General features: G+C 67.0%; 16 protein-coding genes. 6 read left to right on the forward strand and 10 right to left on the reverse strand.

Annotated elements, in window-relative coordinates; genetic code table 11:
• Positions 1-48: 48 nt before the first annotated feature.
• A complete protein-coding gene (locus tag FVQ98_RS03235) occupies positions 49-1,254 on the reverse strand; it encodes an acetyl-CoA C-acetyltransferase (RefSeq protein WP_147911986.1) in 1,206 nt (401 codons plus the stop codon).
• 284 nt (positions 1,255-1,538) lie between these two features.
• On the opposite strand from FVQ98_RS03235, the gene FVQ98_RS03240 reads away from it, so the two are divergent.
• From FVQ98_RS03240 to FVQ98_RS03265, 6 genes are all read left to right on the forward strand, one after another.
• Complete coding sequence (locus FVQ98_RS03240; RefSeq protein ID WP_147911987.1) at positions 1,539-2,414, forward strand: branched-chain amino acid ABC transporter permease; 876 nt, start codon at positions 1,539-1,541, stop codon at positions 2,412-2,414.
• Positions 2,414-3,490 carry a branched-chain amino acid ABC transporter permease gene (locus tag FVQ98_RS03245; RefSeq protein WP_147911988.1) on the forward strand — a complete coding sequence of 359 codons (1,077 nt, stop codon included), beginning with the start codon at positions 2,414-2,416 and terminating at the stop codon, positions 3,488-3,490. The genes FVQ98_RS03240 and FVQ98_RS03245 overlap by 1 nt, the downstream gene beginning before the upstream one ends.
• A complete protein-coding gene (locus FVQ98_RS03250; RefSeq protein WP_147911989.1) occupies positions 3,487-4,299 on the forward strand; it encodes an ABC transporter ATP-binding protein in 813 nt (270 codons plus the stop codon). The genes FVQ98_RS03245 and FVQ98_RS03250 overlap by 4 nt, the downstream gene beginning before the upstream one ends.
• Before the next feature lie 8 nt (positions 4,300-4,307).
• Complete coding sequence (locus FVQ98_RS03255; protein WP_147911990.1) at positions 4,308-5,114, forward strand: ABC transporter ATP-binding protein; 807 nt, start codon at positions 4,308-4,310, stop codon at positions 5,112-5,114.
• Between the two features lie 5 nt (positions 5,115-5,119).
• Positions 5,120-6,979 carry an AMP-dependent synthetase/ligase gene (locus FVQ98_RS03260; RefSeq protein ID WP_147911991.1) on the forward strand — a complete coding sequence of 620 codons (1,860 nt, stop codon included), beginning with the start codon at positions 5,120-5,122 and terminating at the stop codon, positions 6,977-6,979.
• 114 nt (positions 6,980-7,093) lie between these two features.
• Complete coding sequence (locus tag FVQ98_RS03265) at positions 7,094-8,254, forward strand: ABC transporter substrate-binding protein (protein WP_370512910.1); 1,161 nt, start codon at positions 7,094-7,096, stop codon at positions 8,252-8,254.
• A gap of 99 nt (positions 8,255-8,353) precedes the next feature.
• Here the strand turns inward: FVQ98_RS03265 and FVQ98_RS03270 are convergent, their stop codons facing one another.
• From FVQ98_RS03270 to FVQ98_RS03310, 9 genes are all read right to left on the reverse strand, one after another.
• Positions 8,354-9,931, reverse strand: a complete 1,578-nt coding sequence (locus FVQ98_RS03270; RefSeq protein ID WP_147911992.1) for a class I adenylate-forming enzyme family protein — start codon at positions 9,929-9,931, stop codon at positions 8,354-8,356.
• A 74-nt stretch (positions 9,932-10,005) separates the two neighbouring features.
• Positions 10,006-10,818, reverse strand: coding sequence for an SDR family oxidoreductase (locus FVQ98_RS03275; protein ID WP_147911993.1), 813 nt, complete (start codon positions 10,816-10,818; stop codon positions 10,006-10,008).
• On the reverse strand, positions 10,796-12,412 hold the full coding sequence (locus FVQ98_RS03280; protein ID WP_147911994.1) for a class I adenylate-forming enzyme family protein: 1,617 nt from the start codon (positions 12,410-12,412) through the stop codon (positions 10,796-10,798). Before FVQ98_RS03280 ends, FVQ98_RS03275 begins: the two co-directional genes overlap by 23 nt.
• Before the next feature lie 131 nt (positions 12,413-12,543).
• Positions 12,544-13,785 (reverse strand): acyl-CoA dehydrogenase family protein, encoded by a 1,242-nt coding sequence (locus tag FVQ98_RS03285; protein ID WP_147911995.1) that lies wholly within the window; start codon positions 13,783-13,785, stop codon positions 12,544-12,546.
• On the reverse strand, positions 13,782-15,749 hold the full coding sequence (locus FVQ98_RS03290) for an acetyl/propionyl/methylcrotonyl-CoA carboxylase subunit alpha (RefSeq protein ID WP_147911996.1): 1,968 nt from the start codon (positions 15,747-15,749) through the stop codon (positions 13,782-13,784). The genes FVQ98_RS03285 and FVQ98_RS03290 overlap by 4 nt, the downstream gene beginning before the upstream one ends.
• 322 nt (positions 15,750-16,071) lie before the next feature.
• Entirely contained in the window at positions 16,072-17,241 is a 1,170-nt protein-coding gene (locus FVQ98_RS03295; protein ID WP_147911997.1) for an acyl-CoA dehydrogenase family protein, read from the reverse strand.
• Positions 17,242-17,283: 42 nt separating this feature from the next.
• Positions 17,284-18,927, reverse strand: a complete 1,644-nt coding sequence (locus FVQ98_RS03300; RefSeq protein WP_147911998.1) for an acyl-CoA carboxylase subunit beta — start codon at positions 18,925-18,927, stop codon at positions 17,284-17,286.
• Positions 18,924-19,808, reverse strand: coding sequence for an SDR family oxidoreductase (locus FVQ98_RS03305; RefSeq protein ID WP_147911999.1), 885 nt, complete (start codon positions 19,806-19,808; stop codon positions 18,924-18,926). Before FVQ98_RS03305 ends, FVQ98_RS03300 begins: the two co-directional genes overlap by 4 nt.
• Positions 19,805-20,452, reverse strand: coding sequence for a TetR family transcriptional regulator (locus tag FVQ98_RS03310; protein ID WP_147912000.1), 648 nt, complete (start codon positions 20,450-20,452; stop codon positions 19,805-19,807). Before FVQ98_RS03310 ends, FVQ98_RS03305 begins: the two co-directional genes overlap by 4 nt.
• Positions 20,453-20,677 lie beyond the last annotated feature (225 nt).

The raw sequence follows: 20,677 nt of genomic DNA on the forward strand, positions 1-20,677 counted from the left end.
TGAGTAGCTGGTTGCGCAGGTAGTTGTAGGGCTGCAACCTGATTTCTCTTAAATTCTCTCAACGATGGTGGCAATGCCCATGCCACCGCCCACGCACAGCGTGGCCAGGCCGTAGCGCAGCTGGCGGCGGTGCAGCTCGTCGATCAGCGTGCTGAGGATCATGGCGCCCGTGGCGCCCAGCGGGTGGCCCATGGCAATGGCGCCGCCGTTGACGTTGACCTTCTCGTGCGGCACGCCAAATTCCTTCATGAACTTCATCGGCACGGCGGCAAACGCCTCGTTCACTTCGAACAGGTCGATCTGGTCGATCGTCATGCCCGCCTTGGCCAGCGCCTTGCGCGTGGCGGGCATCGGGCCGGTGAGCATGATGGTCGGGTCGGCGCCCGACAGCGCCGTGGCGACGATGCGCGCGCGCGGCGTGAAGCCGTGCGCCTTGGCCGCGGCCTCGCTGCCGATCAGCATCGCCGCGGCGCCGTCGACGATGCCCGACGAGTTGCCGGCGTGGTGCACGTGGTCAATGCGCTCGACCTGCGGATAGCGGCCCAGCGCCACGGCGTCAAAGCCCAGCGCACCCAGCTGCGCGAACGAAGGCTTCAATCCGCCCAGTGCCTCCACCGTGGTGCGTGGTTTGATGAACTCGTCGGCGTCCAGAATGGTCTGGCCCAGCCAGTCTTTCACCGGTACGACCGAGCCGGAGAAGTAGCCACTGTCGCGCGCCTTGGCCGCGCGCTGCTGCGACACCACGGCAAAGCCGTCCACGTCTTCGCGCGAAAAGCCTTCCATGGTGGCGATCAAATCGGCGCCCACGCCTTGTGGCACGAAGTCGGTCGCCATGTTGGTGGCCGGGTCCTGCGCCCAGGCCCCGCCGTCGGCGCCGATGGGCACGCGGCTCATGCTTTCCACCCCGCCAGCGACCACCAGATCTTCCCAGCCGGAGCGCACTTTCTGCGCGGCCAGGTTCACGGCCTCCAGGCCCGACGCGCAGAACCGGTTGATCTGCACCCCGGCGCACTGCCAGTCCCAGCCTGCCTTGAGCGCCGCGACCTTGGCGATCACCGAGCCCTGTTCGCCGATGGGCGACACCACGCCCATGACCACATCGTCCACCACCGCCGTGTCGAAATCGTGGCGCGTGCGCAAGGCCTCTAGCGTGCCCGCGAGCAGGTCGACGGGTTTGACCTCATGCAGGCTGCCGTCCTTCTTGCCTTTGCCGCGGGGGGTGCGCACGGCGTCAAACACATAGGCTTCGCTCATCAGGTGTCTCCTCGGAAAGAACCGAATCTGCGCAGTATAGGCATTTCACCAAGTGTGCGCTTGGTGAAATTCACCCTGTCGTTCGGGCAGATGTCGCACCCTGCTGGAGCTGTGCGATGCGGCTTCAGCACCGGCCACTGGGATTTTCACTGAGTGCTTGCTTGGTAAAAATCCAACACAATGGCCGCTACCGCATGCGATCTAGGGTTTGCGCTAACGAGAACCCGGGACCGACATCGCTAGAGTCCGCCCAATACCCCCCAGCCCTGGAGCCAAGGAGACACGTGCAATTTCTGCAGTTGGTGATCAGCGGTATCGCGCAAGGCTGTATCTACGGCCTGATTGCGCTCGGCTTCGTGCTGATCTACAAGGCCACCGAAACCGTCAGCTTCGCCCAGGGCGAGCTGATGATGCTCGGCGCCTTTGCCGGCCTGGTGTGCATGACGATGCTGGGCTTTCCGTACTGGCTGGCCATCATCGCCAGCATCGCAGCGGTGGGCATGTTGGGCATGGCCACCGAGCGCCTGGTCATTCGCCCCATTTTGGGGCAGCCTGCGTTCTCGATCGTGATGCTGACCATCGGCCTGGGCTACGTCGGCCGCGGGCTGATCACCATGGTGCCTGGCATCGGCACCGAAACGCACACCCTGCCCGTGCCGTACAAGGACATGGTCTGGAAGCTGGGCTCGCTGGTGCTGAGCGCCGAGCAGGTGGTGGTCATCGCGGTCACCACCGTGTTGTGCGCGGCGCTGTACGGCCTGTTCAAGTACAGCAAGCTGGGCATCGCGATGCAGGCCTCGTCGCAGAACCAGCTGGCGGCGTACTACATGGGCATCCCGGTGCAGCGCCTGAACGGACTGGTGTGGGCGCTCGCTGCCAGCGTTGCGGCCATCGCGGGCCTGTTGCTGGCGCCGATCACCTTCGTGCACGCCAACATGGGCTTCATCGGGCTCAAGGCGTTCCCGGCCGCCGTGGTCGGTGGCTTCGGCAGCCTGCCCGGCGCCATCGTGGGCGGCCTGATCATCGGCATCGTGGAATCGCTGGCGGGCTTCTACCTGCCTGAGGGCTTCAAGGACATCGCCGCCTACATCGTGGTGCTGGTCATGCTGGTGGTGCGGCCCAACGGCCTGTTCGGCGAGAAGCTCAGGAAGAAGGTCTGATGCGATTCATCTTCAAGACCGACTACGCGCAGGACATCCGCCTGATCAAGCATGGCGGCCAGGCCTTCTGGTATGGCCTGCTCGCCGTTTTCCTGCTGCTCGCGCCCTGGATCGTTCCCGAATACTGGCTGGCGCAACTCAGTTTCGTGCTGATCTACGGGATCATTGGCCTAGGCTTGATGCTGCTGGCTGGTTACACCGGACAATTCTCACTGGGCCACGCCGCCTTCGTGGGTGTGGGCGCCTACGCCCAGGCGGTGCTGACCAACGCGGGCCTGCCCTTCCCGCTGGCGATGCTGTGCGCGGCCGTGCTGGCTGCGCTGGTCGGCGTGGTCGTCGGGCTGCCAGCGTTGCGCGTGAAAGGCATCTACCTGGGCATTGCGACGCTGGCCTTCGGCTTCATCGTGGAAGAAGTGTTCGCGCGCTGGGAAAAACTGACCGGCGGCAACGCCGGCATGCACGTGAAGGCACCGACCATCGGCAGCTGGCACATCGATTCGGGCGAAGGCTTTTATTTCATCGCGCTAGTCACCGCCGTGCTGTGCACGCTGGCCATCCTGAATCTGCTGCGCAGCGCCACCGGGCGCGCCTTCGTCGCCATTCGCGACTCGGAAATTTCGGCGCAGAGCATGGGCATCCAGCTCGCGCGCTACAAGACGCTGTCGTTCGCGCTGTCGGCGGCGCTGGCGGGCATTGGCGGCGCGCTGTATGCGCACAAGATGCGCTTTCTGTCGCCCGACCAGTTCAGCATCCTGCAGTCGATCGACCTGCTGCTGCTGGTCGTGATCGGCGGGCTGGGTTCGGTGCACGGCGCCTTCCTGGGCGCCATCTTCCTGATCGCCATGCCGCAGCTGATCTCGCTGTTCAAGGACTACCTGCCCGACGCCATCGGCCAGGCGCCCGGATTGCAGGCCGTGGTGTACGGCGCGGTGCTGATCGCGTTCGTGCTGTTCGAGCCGCTGGGCCTGTACGGCCGCTGGCTGAAGATCCGCACCTGGTTCCAGATGTTCCCGTTCTACCGCCAGGGCATGTTCAAGCGGCAGAAGTCGTTCCAGAAATCCGATCGGCTGAAATGAACGACGTTCTGCTCTCTGCCAAGAACCTCAGCGTGCGCTTCGGCGGCGTGTTGGCCGTCAACGATGTCAGCTTTGACGTGCGCCGCGGCGAAGTGTTCACGCTGATCGGCCCCAACGGCGCCGGCAAGACCACGGTGTTCAACCTGATCAGCCGCATCTACACGCCGACCAGCGGCGAGATCGACTACGCCGGCCCGGACGGCTTGATCAAACTGACGGCCCAGCCGCCGCACAAGGTGGCCTCGCTCGGCATTGCGCGCACCTTCCAGAACATCGAGCTGTTCGAGCACGCCACGGTGTTGCACAACCTGCTGATTGGCCGTCACACGCACCGCCAGACCGGGTTCTGGAGCGAGGTCTTCTTCACGCCCGCCACGCGCCGGGCCGAGCTGGCCGCGCGCGAGCAGGTAGAACGCGTCATCGACCTGCTCGACCTGCAGCACCACCGCGACGCCACCGTGGCCGGCCTGCCCTACGGTGTACGCAAGGTGGTCGAGCTGGCGCGCGCGCTGTGCGCCGAACCCCGCCTTCTGCTGCTGGACGAGCCTTCGTCCGGCCTGAATGTCGAGGAAACCGAGGACATGGCCTTCTGGATCCAGGACATCGTGCAGGAGCTCGGTACCACGGTGCTGATGGTCGAGCACGACATGACGCTGGTCTCGCGCGTATCGGACCGCGTGGTCGCCATGAACCAGGGGCAGGTGCTGGCGCTGGGCACACCGGCCGAGGTGCAGAGCGATCCGGCGGTGATCGAGGCCTACCTGGGATCGATCGACGACGTGTCCTCACTGAGGAGGACGGCGGCATGACAAATGCTATGACTTCAGTAGCTGCCTGCGCAGACCCATCTAGGGCAGAAGCCCTATTGAAGCTGCAAAACATCGAAAGCGCCTACGGCCCGATCAAGGCCATTCGCGGCGTGAGTCTGCAGGTGCGACAAGGCGAGATCGCCACCGTCCTCGGCAGCAACGGTGCCGGCAAGACGACGATCTTGAAGACCATCTCCGGCATCATCGATCCGCGCAAGGGCTCGGTGAACTTCCAGGGTCAGGACATCACCGCGCGCGACCCGGCCCGCATCGTGCAGCTTGGCCTCAGCCACGTGCCGGAAGGCCGCGAGGTCTTTCCGCTGCTCTCCGTGCGCGACAACCTGCTGATGGGTGCGTACACACGGCGCGACCGCGACGGCGTGGCGCGCGACATCGAGCAGGTGTTCCAGTACTTCCCGATCCTGCGCGAGCGGGCTGGCCAGGATGCCGGCCTGCTCTCCGGTGGCCAGCAGCAGATGCTGGCCATCAGCCGCGCGCTGATGGCCGAACCCGCGCTGATCCTGCTGGACGAGCCCAGCCTGGGCCTGTCGCCCAAGCTGACCAAGGAAATCTTCGAGATCGTGGTGCGCATCAACCGCGAGCGCGGCACCACCATCCTGTTGGTGGAGCAAAACGCCAACATGGCACTGAACGCGGCCGACTACGGCTACGTGCTGGAGAACGGGCGCATCGTGATGGAAGACCGGTGCGATCGCCTGCGCGAGAAGGACGACATCAAGGAGTTCTACCTCGGCATGAAGGACGCCGGCGTGCGCGGCGAGCGGCGCTGGAAAAAGAAGAAGACCTGGAGGTAGCGCCCGTGTCAAATCTCTGGGACCTGAGCCACATTCAACCGCGCATGGACAGCGTGCTCGATGGCGACACCCTGCCTGCCATGTTCTGGAACGCCGTGCGTGCGCGCGGTGACCACGTCTGGCTGCGCGAGAAGGACCTGGGCATCTGGCGCAGCTGGAGCTGGCGGGAGTCGGGCGATGCGGTCGCCGAGATCGCCGCAGGCCTCATGAGTCTGGGCTTCGCGGCGGGCGACACCGCCTCCATCCTGTCCAACACGGTGATCGAATGGGTGCTGTGCGATCTGGCCGTGCTCAGCTGCGGCGCGGTGTCCAACGGCATCTATCCCACCGACGCCGCCTCGCAGGTGCACTACCTGTGCGAGGACTCGCGCACCAGCATCCTGTTCGTCGAAGACGACGAGCAGCTCGACAAGGCGCTGGAAGTGCGCGCCCAGTTGCCCGGCCTGCGCAAGATCGTGGTGTTCGACATGGAAGGCCTGCGCGGGCTGAGCGACCCCGACGTGCTCAGCCTGGCGCAGCTTCGCGCGCTGGGACGCGAGCACCTGAAGGCCCACCCCGACGCCGTCGTGCGCGCGGCGGCCGCCGTGCAGCCGGACGACCTGGCGATTCTGGTCTACACGTCGGGCACCACAGGAAAACCCAAAGGCGCGATGCACACGCACGGTGGGCTGACCTACACCGTGCGCGGGTACAACACGCTGATCGCGCGCGATGAGCACGACGAATGCATGTGCTTTCTGCCGCTGTGCCACATCGCTGAGCGCATGGGCGGCGAATACTTCGCGCTCTACACCGGCGCCAAGCTCAACTTCGTCGAGAACCCGGACACGGTGCCCGAGAACGTGCGTGAGATCGCACCCACGGTGTTCACGGCCGTGCCCCGCGTGTGGGAAAAGTTCTATTCCGGCGTGACCATCGCGCTGAAGGAAAGCACGCGGCTGCAGCGCGCGGTCTACGCCTGGGGCATTGGCGTGGGCCAGCAGATTGCGGCACGTGTGCTGGCCGGCGAACCGGTTCCCGCTGGCCTGAAAGCGCGTTTTCGGGTGGCGCGCTGGCTGGCGCTGGACAACGTGCGCAAGCTGATCGGCATCCACCGCGCGCGCTACCTCGTGACGGGCGCGGCCCCCATCTCACCCGAGCTGGTCAAGTGGTACCTGGCGCTGGGCGTGCCGATGCTCGAAGTCTGGGGCATGACCGAGACCTGCGGCGCCTCGACCGGTGTGCGGGTCGACCGGGTCAAGCCTGGCTCGATCGGCCGCGCAACCGACTTCAACCAGGTGCGGCTAGATCCAGACTCCGGCGAGATTCAGGTCAAGGGCCCGAACGTGTTCAAGGGCTACCTCAACCTGCCGGAAAAGACGGCCGAGACCTTCACCCCCGACGGCTGGCTGCGCACGGGCGACGTGGGCACCGTGGACGGCGAGGGCTTTTACCGCATCACCGACCGGATGAAAGACATCATCATCACGGCGGGTGGCAAGAACATCACGCCCAGCGAACTGGAAAACGAGCTGAAGTTCAGCCCCTACATCACCGACGCTGTGGTCATCGGCGACCAGAAGCCCTATTTGGTGGTGGTGATCATGGTCGACCAGGAGAACGTGGAGAAGTTCGCGCAGGACAACGACGTGCCGTTCTCCAACTACGCCAGCCTGACGCGCGCGCCCGAAGTGCAGGCGCTGATCCAGGGGGTGATCGACGAGGTGAACCGCAAGTTCGCCCGCGTCGAGCAGATCAAGCGCTTCTTCCTGCTGGACACACAGTTGACCGCCGAGGACGAGGAGTTGACCCCCACCATGAAGCTCAAGCGCAAGCTGGTGCAGACCAAGTACGCCCCGCAGATCGACGCGATGTACCGAGCCTGAACGGGCATGTCAGGGTATTCACTGCGCCAGTCGCCACCACCCTTGCGCACAATTTCCCACACTGCGTCGCCGTCGCGACGCGCCTTTTGCCGCCGCCTTATCAAGGAGAACGCCATGCCAATGAAACACGCCCTGGTCGCCCTCGCGTGCACCGCCGTCGCCAGCGCCGCCTGGGCCCAATCCCAGGGCATCAGCAAGGACCAGATCTCGCTGGGGTCGATCCAGGATCTGTCGGGCCCACTGGCGGGCTTCGGCAAGCAGCTGCGCATGGGCATGCAGCTTCGGGTCGACGAAATCAACGAGCAGGGTGGCATCAACGGCCGCAAGCTGTCGCTGAAGTTCGAGGATTCGGGCTACGACCCCAAGCGCGCCGTGCTGGCCGCGCAGAAGCTGGTGAACCAGGACAAGGTGTTTGCCATCCTCGGGCACATCGGCACCGCGCAGAACGTCGCCACGTTTCCCGTGCTGTTTGAAAAGAACGTGATCAGCTTCTTTCCGGTGACGGCCGCGCGCGAGATGTACGAGCCGCACAACCGCCTGAAGTACTCGTTTGCCGCGACCTACTACGACCAGATTCGCCTGGCTGCGCCCAAGCTGTTCAAGGAAAAGAACGCCAAGAAGGCCTGCGCGATCTACCAGGACGACGAGTTCGGCCTGGAAGTGCTGCGCGGCGCCGAGGACGGCCTCAAGACCATTGGCGTGCCGCTGGCCGAGAAAACCTCGTTCAAGCGCGCTGCCACCGATTTCTCTTCGCAGGTTGCGCGCATGAAGGCGGCGGGTTGCGATTTCGTGGTGATGGGCACGATCATCCGCGAGACGATCGGCACGATTGCGGAAGCACGCAAGAACAGTTTTTCGCCCACCTTCCTGGGCTCCAGCGCAGCCTACACCGACCTGATCCACAAGCTCGGCGGCAAGGCGATGGATGGGCTGTACGCCACGATGACGGTGCAGAACCCCTACACGGACGAGACTTCACAACCAATCCGCTTCTGGGCCAACAAGTACAAGACCAAGTTCAACGAGGACCCTGCCGTGTTCTCGGTCTACGGCTACAACGTGGTGGACTCGTTCGCCAAGGCCGCCCAGAAAGCCGGCCCCAACCTGACCACCGACAGCTTCATCAAGGCGATGGACAGCATGACGCTGCCGCCGGACATGTTCGGCTCGGCCGAAATGACCTTCACCGCCACCAAACGCCTGGGCAGCAACACGTCGCGCCTGTCGCAATTGCAGGATGGCCGCTGGAAGGTGGTGTCCGACTACATCAAGTAAGCAGCGACCTGGGTCGCTCAAAGCAAGGGCCGCCCCAGGGCGGCCCTTTCTGCTTTTGCCAGGCTCGGCGAGGTCGGCCAGTCCTGGGCAACGCGGCGCTCAGTTCGCCCGCGCCTGCAGCAGTTCGCTCAAGGTCTTGCGCAGCACGTGTTTTTGCACCTTGCCGGTGGCGGTGGCCGGCAGCACGTCCACGAAGTGCACGACCTTGGGCACCTCGAAGCCGCCCAGGCGCTCCTTGCAGTGCGCCAGCACGCTGTCTTCGTCCGCGTCGGTATCGGGCTTGCGCACCACCACCGCACACACGGCTTCGCCCCAGTGCGCATGCGGCACGCCGAACACAGCGGCACCCGCCACGGCCGGATGCGCCAGCAGCACCGCTTCGACGCGCACGCTGGCGACGTTCTCGCCGCCGGTCTTGATCATGTCCTTCTTGCGGTCCAGAAAGACCATCTGCCCGCCTTCGTCCCACATGCCGAGGTCGCCCGTGTGGTGCCAGCCAAAGCGCTGCGCGGCCGCGGTCGCCTCTGGGTCCTTGAAGTAGCCCATCATCACGTTGGGGCCGCGGTGCACGATCTCACCCACCTGGCCGGCGCCCAACAACCGACCGTCGTCGTCCATGACCGCGGTCTCGTTGGTCACCAGCGAGGTTCCCCAGTAGTTGCCGTCGCTGCCGGGATGGGCCAGCGGGTCGAAAGTCATGGTGGCCGGATAGATTTCGGTCTGCCCGGTGGCCAACATGATGTGCGGGCACATGCGTTCGGCGATCTGCGCAATCAGGGGCTTGGGGATGGGCGCCATCGCGTACACACACTGGCGCAGCGTGGTGGGACGGAAATTGGGGTCGGCCAACACGGCCGCGTACATCAGCGGCAGGCCAACGTACACCGTCATGCCCTCTCGCACGACCAGGTTCGCGACCTCGGCCGGCACGAAGGCGCGCGTCAGCACCACGCAGGCACCGGCCGCGCACGCCGTGGCGGCCAGCGTATGCTGCGCGCAATGGAACAAGGGCAACCAGCCGCTGACCACGTCGTGCTCGGTGTAGCGCATGCCAACCATGTTGCCCATGATGGCGCTGTAGACCGACAGGTGCGAATGCACCACACCCTTGGGGTGGCCCGTGGTGCCACTGGTGTACATCAGCAGCGCGGGCTGGTCGCCGTCGATGACCACATCGGGCAGGTCGGTCGGCTGCCCCGCTTCCGCCTGCGCCAGGGGGGTGCCGTGCGCAGACGTGGCACCGCCGGCCATGGTCACCAGCACCGGCACGTTCAGATCGCGCACCACCTGCAGCAACTCGGGCGCGGCGCACAGCGCTTCGTCCACCACGACGGCCGATACCTCGGCGTGCTGCAGGATGTAGGCAATGGCGGACGCGTCCAGCTTGATGTTGACGGGCACCCAGACCTGGCCCGCCTTGTGGATGGCGTAGGTGGCCACCACCATGTCGGTCGAGTTGGCGCACAGCATGCCGACCTGCTTGCCAGCGCCCACCTGGGCCAGCAAGTGGTGCGCCAGCTGCGAGCTGCGCGCGTCCAGCGTGCGGTAGTCGATGCGCTGGTCGCCATCGACGAGCGCGGTGCGCGGGCCGAAGCGCTGCGTGGTGCGGTACAGCAGGTCGCCCAGGGCGACTCGCCGGATGCGGCGCGCCGCATCGGTCAGGGGCATCTCAATCATGGTTTTGTCTCCGGTTGTTGGTTGAGTTCAAGCTGCCACTCTCAGCGGTGGCATGCAACGGATTGGTCTGGCGATCAAGCGCCGGCCGTCTGTGCCAGTCGGGCGGCGGCAGTGACCATGGGCGTCAGCTGTCCCTGCGCACCGCCATCGCACGCGATCACCGTGCCCGACACGTAGGCGGCGGCATCCGAGCCGAGGAACATCGCCAGTTGCGCAATGTCTTCCGGCGTGCCCATGCGGCCCAGTGGCACCATGTCGCGCACCAGCGCATCGCCTTCAGGCCCTTGCGGTGCCAAGCGCTTCATGCCCTCGGTGCCTGCGATGGGCCCCGGTGAAATGCCATTGACGCGCACGCCCAGCGCGCCCCATTCGATCGCCAGCACCCGGGTCAGCTGATCCACGCCCGCTTTGGCCGCGCAGACATGGGCCTGGTAGGCCATCGGCACGACCGACTGCGGCGCGGTGATGAAAATCAGGCTGGCACCCGGCTTGCGCAGGTGCTCCAGCGCACGCCTGGCCACGTGAAAGCTGCCTTGCAGGTCGATGTCGACCACCACCTTGAAGGCGTTGGACGACATGTCGGCCGCGGCCGCCAGAAAGTTGCCCGCCGCGCCCGAAACCAGCACGTCGATCGGCCCATGCCGCGCCACGGCCTGCGCCAGCGCAGCGCCCACCGCCTCGTCATCGCGCACGTCCGCGATCACGCCGAAGCCGTTGGGTCCGAGCGTTGCCGCAGCAGACTCCACGTTGGGGGCCTTCCGGCTGGCCACGGTGACCTTGGCACCCTGGCGTGCGTAGGCCTGCGCAATGCCCAGGTTGATGCCGGTGGTGCCGCCAAACACCACCACGTGGCGGCCCGAGAAATCAAAGCTGACGTTGTGTTTCATCATCGTCTTCTCCTGCCTGCGGCGTGGGTCGCGCTTCATCGCGCAGCGCCGCCTTTTGGATCTTGCCGGCAGGGGTCATCGGCAGTGCGTCGCGAAACACGACCTGGCGCGGCACCTTGTAGTCGGCCAGGTGTTCACGGCAGTGCGCAACGATGGCGTCGGCCGTCTGGCCGCTGTCCGGCTTAGCGACGACGTAGTAGCGGCCGATCTCGCCCAGCACCGGGTCCGGCACGCCGATGCCCGCCACCATCACCACGCCGGGCAGCGCCCCGATCACGCCTTCGACCTCGGCCGGGTACACGTTGAAGCCGCCTTGCAGGAACATGTCCTTGCGCCGCCCCATCAGGTAGATCTGCCCGGCCGCGTCCTGGTAGCCCATGTCGCCGGAGTGCAGCCAGCCCTCCGCGTCAAACGTGCCTTCGTCCTGCTGCGCGCCGACGTAGCGCGGGATCACGCCGCAGCCGCGGAACAGCAGCTCCCCAACTTCGCCCACGGCGGCGTCGGTGCCGTCCGGGTTCAGCACGCGCACGCTGGCGCCGCGCAAGGGTTTGCCGATGGAGTTGAGCAGCGCGTCCTGCGTGGCACCGCGCGGCGTCATCACGACGGCGCCGGACGACTCCGACAGGCCATACAGGTTCATCAGTGTGGCGTTCGGGAAGGCCGTCTGCAGCCGTTTGAGCAGCGCCGGCTCGACGTTGGAGCCGCCCACGATCATCAAGCGCACACGCGACCAGTTGCCCTGCGCAAAGTCCGGATGCATCAGCAACAGCGTCAGCATGGTCGGCACGCCGACCAACATGGTGGGCGGGTGGCGCCGCGTCATGGCCAGAACGGTGTCTGGCTGGAAGGCCGCGACCAGTTCGCTGGCGCCACCGGCGATCAGCATCGACAGCACGCCGCAAGTGATGCCACCCACGTGGTTGAGCGGCAGGGCCAGTTGCAGCAGATCGGTGGACGCCATGCCGGTGTGCGCCTGCTGGGCGCTGGCCGACGTGAGTTGCGATCTGTGGGTCAGCCCAGCGGCCTTGGGCCGGCCGGTGGTGCCGGAGGTGTAAATCACCATGACCAGGTCGTCCGGTGCCGGACCCACGCCGCTCGGGGCCGCTGTCTCGCCTGCCCGGTCCTGCATCCACTCACCAAAATCCACGTCGCCATCGCCGTCAGCTTGGGGCGCGCCGACGAACATCAGGTGCTGCAGGTGCGGCATGCGTGCACGCGCGGCGTGCAGGTAGCCCACATAGTCAAACCCGGCAAAGCTGGCCGGCGCCAGCACCGCCTTGGCGCCGCTGTCGCTCAGCATGAAGTCCAGCTCGGTGTCGCGGTAGCGCACGCTCAGGCCCACCACTACTGCGCCGATGCGCGCGGCAGCGAAATACAGCGCAACCCATTCGATCTGGTTGGGCAGGATCACGCCAATGCGGTCGCCGTGGCCGATGCCCAGCGCCTGCAGGCGCTGCCCGATGCGCGTCGCCAGCCGATCCATCTCAGGCCAGGTGTACGTCGCATCCTGGTCGATGAATGCCGTGCCGGCGTGCTCGGCGGCGGTGTGTGCCAGGGCGGCACCCACGGTGCCGGCTGGATCGTCAAAACGCATGTCTCCGTCCTTGTGTTGCGCGCCGTGTGGCGCGTGAAGTGTTAGGTACGCTGCGGGGTGGCATCAAGCTTGATGCTCTTGTTTTTCTAGCTATCCGCGCATATCCCTCTAGGGCTCAAAGGCTTTTTGATTCAAATCCTCCACTGGCGCGCCGCCAGCTCGCGCATGATCTCGTCGGTGCCACCGCCGATGGTCAGCACCTTCACCTCGCGGTAGATGCGCTCGCACACCGTGCCGCGCATGTAACCCATGCCGCCCGAAATCTGCACACCCGCATCGGCGCAGAACGCCATGGCCTGCGTCGCGTGGTTCTTGAGCACGCAGACCTCGCCCACCCAGTCGGCACCGGTGTCGCCGCCGTCCGCGCGCGCGGCCAATTGCTCCAGCCAGGCTTCGGTGGACCGGATGCGCTGTTGCATGTCGATCAGCCGGTGGCGCACCACCTGGTGCTGTGTGAGCGTCACGCCGAAAGTCTGGCGTTCGCGTGCCCAGGCCAGCGCTTCGTCGTAGCAGGCCTGCGCAAAGCCCAGCGCCGCACAGGCGATGCCGAAGCGCTCGCCATTGAAGTTGCCCATGATGGCCTTGAAGCCCGCGCCTTCCTCGCCCAGCAGGTAGCGCGCCGGCACGCGCACGCCGTCAAAGCGCAGGTGCGCCGTGTCGGAACAGAGCCAGCCCATCTTGTCCAGGCGGGTGCGGCTGAGGCCGGCGCTGTCGCCCGGCACCAGGAGCAGGGAGATGCCGCCCGCGCCGTGGGTGCCGGCGTCCCCGCCGCTGCCGCCGGGCCGCCCCAAGGCAGCGGCAGCCCCCTTGGGGGGCAGCGCACCATGCGCAGCAGGGAGCGTGGGGGCGGGTGTCCGCACGGCCACGGTGATCCAGTCGGCGCGCATGCCCGAGGTGATGAACACCTTTTCGCCATCGATGACGTACTCGTCGCCCTCGCGCCGCGCGCGGGTGCGCAGCGCCGCCACGTCAGAGCCACCGCCGGGCTCGGTGATCGCCAGTGCGGCGATGCGCTCGCCCGCGAGCACCGGCGCAATCACTTCCTGCTTGACGGCATCGCTGCCCAGCGCCAGCACAGGCGGCAGTCCGATGTTGTGGGACAGCAGGCTGGCCAGCACGCCGCCGCTGGCGCCGTACCGGCACAACGGCACCCACAGACTGAGGCGCATCCGGTGTGACGCTGGCGTGCCGCCATAGGCTTCGGGGTAGCCCAGGCCGAGCAAACCCAGATCGGCCGCCTCGCGGTACAGCGCGCGCGGAAACTCGCCGGCCGCGTCCCACGCCGTGACGTGCGGCGCGATGCGCTCGCGCGCAAAACGCGCCACCGTGTCGGCCAGCAGCGCGCGCTCTGCGGCTGTGGCGTCGGCGTTCATGCGGCCTCCGGGAGGGGCGCCAGGCGCAGCAGCACCTGGCCGGGCGTGACCTGCTGGCCTTCGCTGACCAGCACCTCGGCCACCACCGCGGCCGCGCGCGGCCCCACGCTGTGTTCGAGCTTCATGGATTCGATCACCACCGCGGCGTCGCCTGCCGCCAGCGTCTGCCCCGCCTCAGCGCCGATGCGGACCACCTTGCCATTGAACGGCGCTCTCAATTCAGAAGCTGCCTGCGCTTGCTGGGCGCCGGCTTCTGGCTCAAAAGACACATCATCCAGCCACCAGTCCACGCCATCGGCCTGCACGTGCCAACGCGCGCCGGGCTCGGCGGACGGCACGTTGACCGCCGCCAGGCGCTGCGTCAGGTGCTCGCCGGCGACACGGCGCACGCCCGGCGCCAGCGCCTGCACGTGGCAAGTTGCGGCTTCGCCTTCGGCCGCGCGCAGGCGCCACGCACCGTCGCCCAGCGCCTGCACCGCCACGTCGCGCGCGATGCCGCGGTGGCTCAGCCGGCGCGGCGCAGCAAAGGCGCAAGGCAGCGCACCAGCGGGCCCCGTGGTCACCAGTGCGCCAAAGCGCCCGTCCGCCAGCCGCTCGCGCGCATGCAGCTCGGCGCGCAAGCCGTCGCCTTCGCGCGCCAAGAAGTTGATCAGCGCGTGCCCGGCGCGGAAGGGCGCGCTGGCCAGGCATTCGATCAAGAAGCCGCGGTTGGTCCGCAGGCCCAGCACCTCCAGTTCGCGCAGCGCGGCCAGCAGGTGGTCAATGGCGGCTTCGCGCGTGTCGGCGTGCACGATCAGCTTGCCCAGCATCGGGTCGTAGTGCGGCGACACCTCCAGCCCGACGCGCAGGGCGTGGTCAAAACGCAGCGGTGCCACCTCGAACGCGGCGGCTGCCGGTGCGAGCAGGTGCCGCACCCGACCGGTGTGCGGGTGGTAGTGCTCGTCCTCGGCGCACAGGCGCACTTCAATGGCGTGGCCGCGCAGCACGATCTGGTCCTGCGCCAGCGGCAGCAGCTCGCCGCGCGCGACGCGGATCTGCCACTCGACCAGGTCGAGCCCTGTCAGCGCCTCGGTCACCGGGTGCTCGACCTGCAGGCGCGTGTTCATCTCCATCAAATAGAACTGGTCATCCTCGACCAAGAACTCCACCGTACCCGCGCCCACATAGCCCGCGGCCTGAGCCAACTCCACAGCGCAGGCGCCCATGCGTTCGCGCAGCGCAGGCGTCAACGCCGGGCTGGGCGCTTCTTCAATGATCTTCTGGTGGCGGCGCTGCACCGAACAATCGCGCTCGCCCAGATGCACCGCACGGCCGTGCGCGTCGGCAAACACCTGCACCTCCACGTGGCGCGGGTCCATCAGCGCGCGCTCGATCAGCAACTCGTCGCTGCCGAAACCTGACAGCGCTTCCGAACGCGCGCTGGCCAGGGCGGCGACCAGTTTGTCGGGCACCGTCACCAGGCGCATGCCGCGCCCACCGCCGCCCGCCACCGCCTTCACCATGACCGGGTAGCCGATGGCGTGCGCCTCGGCCGCAAAGCGCGCGTCGCTCTGGTCCTCACCCGCGTAGCCGGGCAGGCATGGCACATCGTGCGCGCGCGCCAACGCCTTGGCAGCGGACTTGCTGCCCAGCGCGCGGATGGCGCTGGCCGGCGGCCCGATCCAGGTCAGGCCCGCGTGGGCCACCGCCTGCGCAAAGCCCGCGTCTTCGCTCAAGAAGCCATAGCCGGGGTGAACCGCGTCCGCACCCGTCGCCAGCGCCGCGGCGATCAGCGCGTCGCCCCGCAGGTAGCTGTCGGCCGAACTCTGCCCACCCAAAGCCCACGCTGTCGTCGCCTCGCGCACATGCAGCGCATCGGCGTCCGGCTCGGAATACACCGCCACCGTCTCGATCCCCATCCGCCGCGCCGTGGCGATGACGCGGCGCGCGATCTCGCCCCGGTTGGCAATCAGGATGCGCCGCATGCGCCCTCCGTTGTAAAAAAAATTGGAATGAAATCGCCCCGCGGCGCTGGTGCCATTTGCGCAGGCAGCTGCAAATTTCGGAGCAATAAAGATGCACCGATTGCACGGGCAGACACACAAAGCTCGAGACATAAACGCGCCGACTCGCCTCGCGAAAGCCCAGCCGCCCACCGCACACCACTGCGCGAATGGCCGCGGAGCAGGCCACCCCAGCGAACGCGGTCGACGCACCTGCGGCGGCGACTCGCGTTGTCCCCCTGCCCGAAGCGCTTCAGCGCGAAGAGAGCGGGGGGATGGCGCCGCAGGCGACTCAGGGGGGTGCTCATCTTTTCGCCATCCCCATGGTCTTCGCAATGATCCCCATCATCACCTCGTCCGCCCCGCCGCCAATCGACGCCAGGCGCCCATCGCGGTACAGGCGCGACACACGGTTGTCCAGCGTGAAGCCCATGCCGCCCCAGAACTGCAGACAGGTGTCGGCCACCTCGCGCATCAGGCGTCCGGCCTTCAGCTTGGCCATGCTGGCCCACTGCAACACGTCGTCGCCCTGCACGTAGCGCTCACCCGCCGCCCAGGTCAGCGCGCGCAGCGCTTCGACCTCAGTCTGCAGCTCGACCAGCTTGAACTGCACCCACTGCTGGTTGAGCAGCGTGCTGCCGAACATCTGGCGGTCGCGCGCCCAGGCAATGGTTTCCTGGATGCATTCGTCCAGCGCCAACAGCGCATTGGCGGCGGCCCACAGGCGCTCTTCCTGGAACTGCTGCATCTGGTAGATGAAGCCTTGGCCTTCCTGCCCGATCAGGTAGCGCTGCGGCACGCGCACGTCGTCGAAATAGATCAACCCGGTGTCGGACGAATCCATGCCGATCTTGCGGATCTTGCGCGCCACCTCGATCCCCGGCGTCAGCTGGCCGCCGCGGCCGTCGCGCATCGGCACCATGACCAGGCTCTTGTTCTTGTGCAGGTTGTCGCCGCCCGTGTTGACCAGCATGCACATCCAGTCGGCCTGCAGGCTGTTGGTGATCCACATCTTCTGGCCGCTGATCAGGTAGTCGTCACCGTCCTTGCGCGCCACGCTCTTGATGCCCGACACATCACTGCCCGCCGCCGGCTCGCTGACGCCGATGCACCCGACCATGTCGCCCGCGATGGCCGGCGCGAGAAAGTCGCGGCGCAGCTCATCGCTGCCGAAGCGCGCCAGCGCGGGCGTGCACATGTCGGTCTGCACGCCAATCGCCATGGGCACGCCGCCGCAGCGGATGTGGCCCAGCGTCTCGGCCATGACCATGCTGTACGAATAGTCGAGCCCCGCGCCACCGTACTCGACCGGCTTGGTCAGGCCCAGCAGGCCCAGATCACCCAGGCCCTTGAAGACCTGGTGCGCGGGGAAAATTTCGGCCTCTTCCCATTCGTCGACGTGCGGGTTGATGTGCTCGTCGATGTAGCGCTTGAGCGTGTCGCGGACCTGCTCGTGTTCGTGCGTCAGCTGCATGGGTGTCTCCTCGGATTTTTGGCTCTCGAACCGACGGGCGCGTCACATGCGCGCCACGCCGAACTGCATGGGCCGAACTTCGCGCGCCGCGCCTTCGGCGATCGTGTCCAGGCAAAAACGCAGCACGGCGCGCGTGTCGCGCGGGTCGATCACGCCGTCGTCCAGCAACAGGCCGCTGGTGTAGAAGGCGTCGGCCTGCGCTTCGAACATGGCGACGATCTGCTCGTACTGCGCTTGCGATTCGGCCGGGTCGGGCGTCAGGCCTTTGCGCGCCAGGCCGGCCTCGGTCACGATCTGCATGGTGCGGGCGGCCTGCTCGCCGCCCATCACCGCGGTCTTGGCGCCGGGCCAGCTGAACAGGAAGCGCGGTGCGTAGCCGCGTCCGCACATGCCGTAGTTGCCCGCCCCAAAGCTGGCGCCGCACTGGATGGTGAGCTGCGGCACCGTGGCGTTGGTCACCGCCTGGATCATCTTGCTGCCGTGCTTGATCATCCCGCCCTGTTCGCTGTCCTTGCCGACCATGTAGCCGGTGGTGTTTTGCAGGTAGACGATGGGGTGCCCGAGCTGGCACATCCATTGGATGAAGTGCGTGGCCTTGTTGGCGCCCGCCACGTCGATCGGCCCGTTGTTGCTGATGATGCCGACGCGGTGACCGCCGATGCGGGCCTGCACGCACAGCGTAGGCGCGCCGTACAGCGGCTTGAATTCCAGCAGGTCGGAACCATCCACGATGCGCGCCATCACCTCGCGCATGTCGACCGGCTCGCGGTGGTGCGGCGGCATCAGGCCGAGCAGATCGTCGGCGCCGAAGTGCGGCTCCAATGCTTCTGAATTCATAGCTGCCCGCGCAGATGTATCTAGCGCCACAGGCCGATTCGACTCAGAAAACCCGCGGATGACGGCGCGCGCCATGCCCAGCGCCTGCCGGTCGTTCTCGGCCAGGTATTCGCCCAGGCCCGACACGCCGGTGTGCATCTCGGCGCCGCCCAGCTCTTCTTCGGTAGCGATTTCACCCGTCGCCGCTTTCAGCAAGGGCGGGCCAGCGAGGAAGGCGCGCGAGCGGCCGCGCACCATGATCACGATGTCAGACAGGCCCGGCATGTACGCACCGCCCGCCGTGCCCGAACCGTGCTGCACCGTGACCACCGGCAGCCCCGCCGCCGAATGCCGCGCCAGGTTGCGGAACAGCGAGCCGCCGTGCACGAAGCCTTCGACGCGGTAGCGCATCAGGTTGGCGCCCGCGCTTTCAACCAGGTGGATGAAGGGCAGGCGGTTTTGCAGTGCGATCTCCTGCACGCGCAGGATCTTGTCGAGCCCGCGCTCCTGGATCGCGCCGGCCTCGATGCCCGAGTCGCTCGCCACCACCATGCAGCGCACGCCTTCGATGAAGCCGATGCCCGCCAGCATGCCGCCGCCCGGCACCGATTTGGCCGGGTCGCGCCGATCCTGCAGGTAGCCGGCCAGCGTGCACAGCGGCAGCCACGGCGCACCCGGGTCGAGCAGCAGCGCGACGCGCTCGCGCGGCAGCAGTTGCCCGCGTTTGTCGAACTGCGGCTTGGCGCGCGCTGACGCATCGGCCGCGCGCGCTTCAAGCGCACGCCAGGCAGCGATGCGCTCCAGCGTGGCGGCGCGGCGCGCCTGGGCCTGCTCGCCCTGGGAATTCCAATGGGAAGAGAACACGCTCATGAACTGAACACTTTCGGCGTGACGTAGCGATGAAAGCCGTCGAAGGGGCGCACCGCTGCGCGCTGCTGCACCTCGGTCGGTGCAGCCACCTGGCCCCAGCCCATGCGCACCTGCGGGCGGGCGCCGTCGATGCGCAGCACCGTGCCGCTGATGAAGCTGGCTGCCGGGCTGAGCAAGAACACGATGCCCGCCGACACCTCAGCCTCGGTGGCAAAGCGCCCGAGCGGCACGGTGTGCCGCATCTGGCGCAGCATGTCGCCCGCCTCGGGCGGGTAGTGGTCCATCCCGCTGGACGCGATGTAGCCCGGCGCCACCGCGTTGACGCGCACGCCACTCGTCGCCCATTCGACGGCGGCGGTTTCGGTGAAGCTGACCATGCCCGCGCGCGCCGCACCGCTGTGCGCCATGCCGGGCATGGAGCCCCAGATGTCGGCCACGATGTTGACAATGGCGCCGCCATTCGCCTGCATGCTCTGCAGGAAGCACTCGCGGGCCATCAGAAAGCCGCCGGTCAGGTTGGTGTCGACCACCGCCTGCCAGCCCTTGGCGCTGATCTTTTCTGCCGGCGTCATGTACTGGCCACCGGCGTTGTTGACCAGCGCGTCGATCCGGCCCTGCGCCTGCACGATGCCCGCCACGGTGGCGCGCACCGCGTCTTCCTGGCGGATGTCGCACACCGCGTGGCTGGCGCGGCCCCCGTCCTGGACGATCTCGTCCTGCGTGGTGCGCAGCTTGTCGCCGTTGCGGCCGATCAGCACCACGTGCGCGCCCAGCGCCGCCAGCTCGTGCGCCGTGCAACGCCCGATGCCGGAACCACCGCCGGTCACCACCACCACCTGCCCGGCCAGCAGGCCGGGCGCGAACACACTGCGGTACGTCATGCTTCCCCCGTGAAGAGCTTCATGGCCTGAGCGCTGATTTCGTCGAGCGTCATCGGACCGTCGACCGAATACCACTGCACCGCCCAGTGCAGCGCGCCAAAGATCAGCAGGCGCGCAGCGCCTGGCTTCGCCTTGATATGGCCCGAGCGGTGCAACGCGCGCAGCACCGGGATCCAGACCGATTCGTACGCGTCCTTGATTTGCGTCACGTCGGCCCGTTGCTCCGGCGTGAGCGATCGCCACTCGTACAGCATCACTGGGATGAAATCGCTGTACGGGCCCAAGAGCACTTCAAAGTGGTGGCGGATCAGCGCGCGCAGCTTGTCGTGCGCCGACGCGCCGGCGCCCAGCGCCTTCAGCGTGTCGCTCTGTGTGACCGCCACGCGTGCCATACCTTCCTGCATGACCGCATGCAGCAAGGCCTGCTTGCTCTGAAAGAAATAGAAGGGGGAGCCGCTTTGCATGTCCGCCGCCGCGGCGATGTCGCGCGTGCTGGTGGCGTCAAAGCCCTTGGTGCGAAACAGCTTGGCTGCAGCAGCGATCAGCGCCTGGCGGCGGTTGCCTTCATCGCGCTCGGCCGCCGTCTTGGGCGGGCGACCGCGGCGCGGTGCGGGCGTGGTCGGGGTGGGCTCTGGGCGCTCCATTCACGCAGCATAGCAAGGCTTTCTATTTTCGCCAAGCGTTTGCTTTGTAAAAATGAACGACGCCCCATTTGGGCAAATCGCCGATGTGAAATGGCTCGAATGGCTTTGAGCGCAGGCACAGAACGCTCGCGCGAACATACCGACGATCGGCTGGGACCGCGCGCCACCCCCTGTCGATTCGTTGACTGCCCCGCGTGGGCAGCGGTACGCGGCGAACACGTGCAG

This window comes from Ottowia flava, assembly GCF_008017535.1.
Taxonomy (GTDB): Bacteria; Pseudomonadota; Gammaproteobacteria; order Burkholderiales; family Burkholderiaceae_C; genus Ottowia; species Ottowia flava.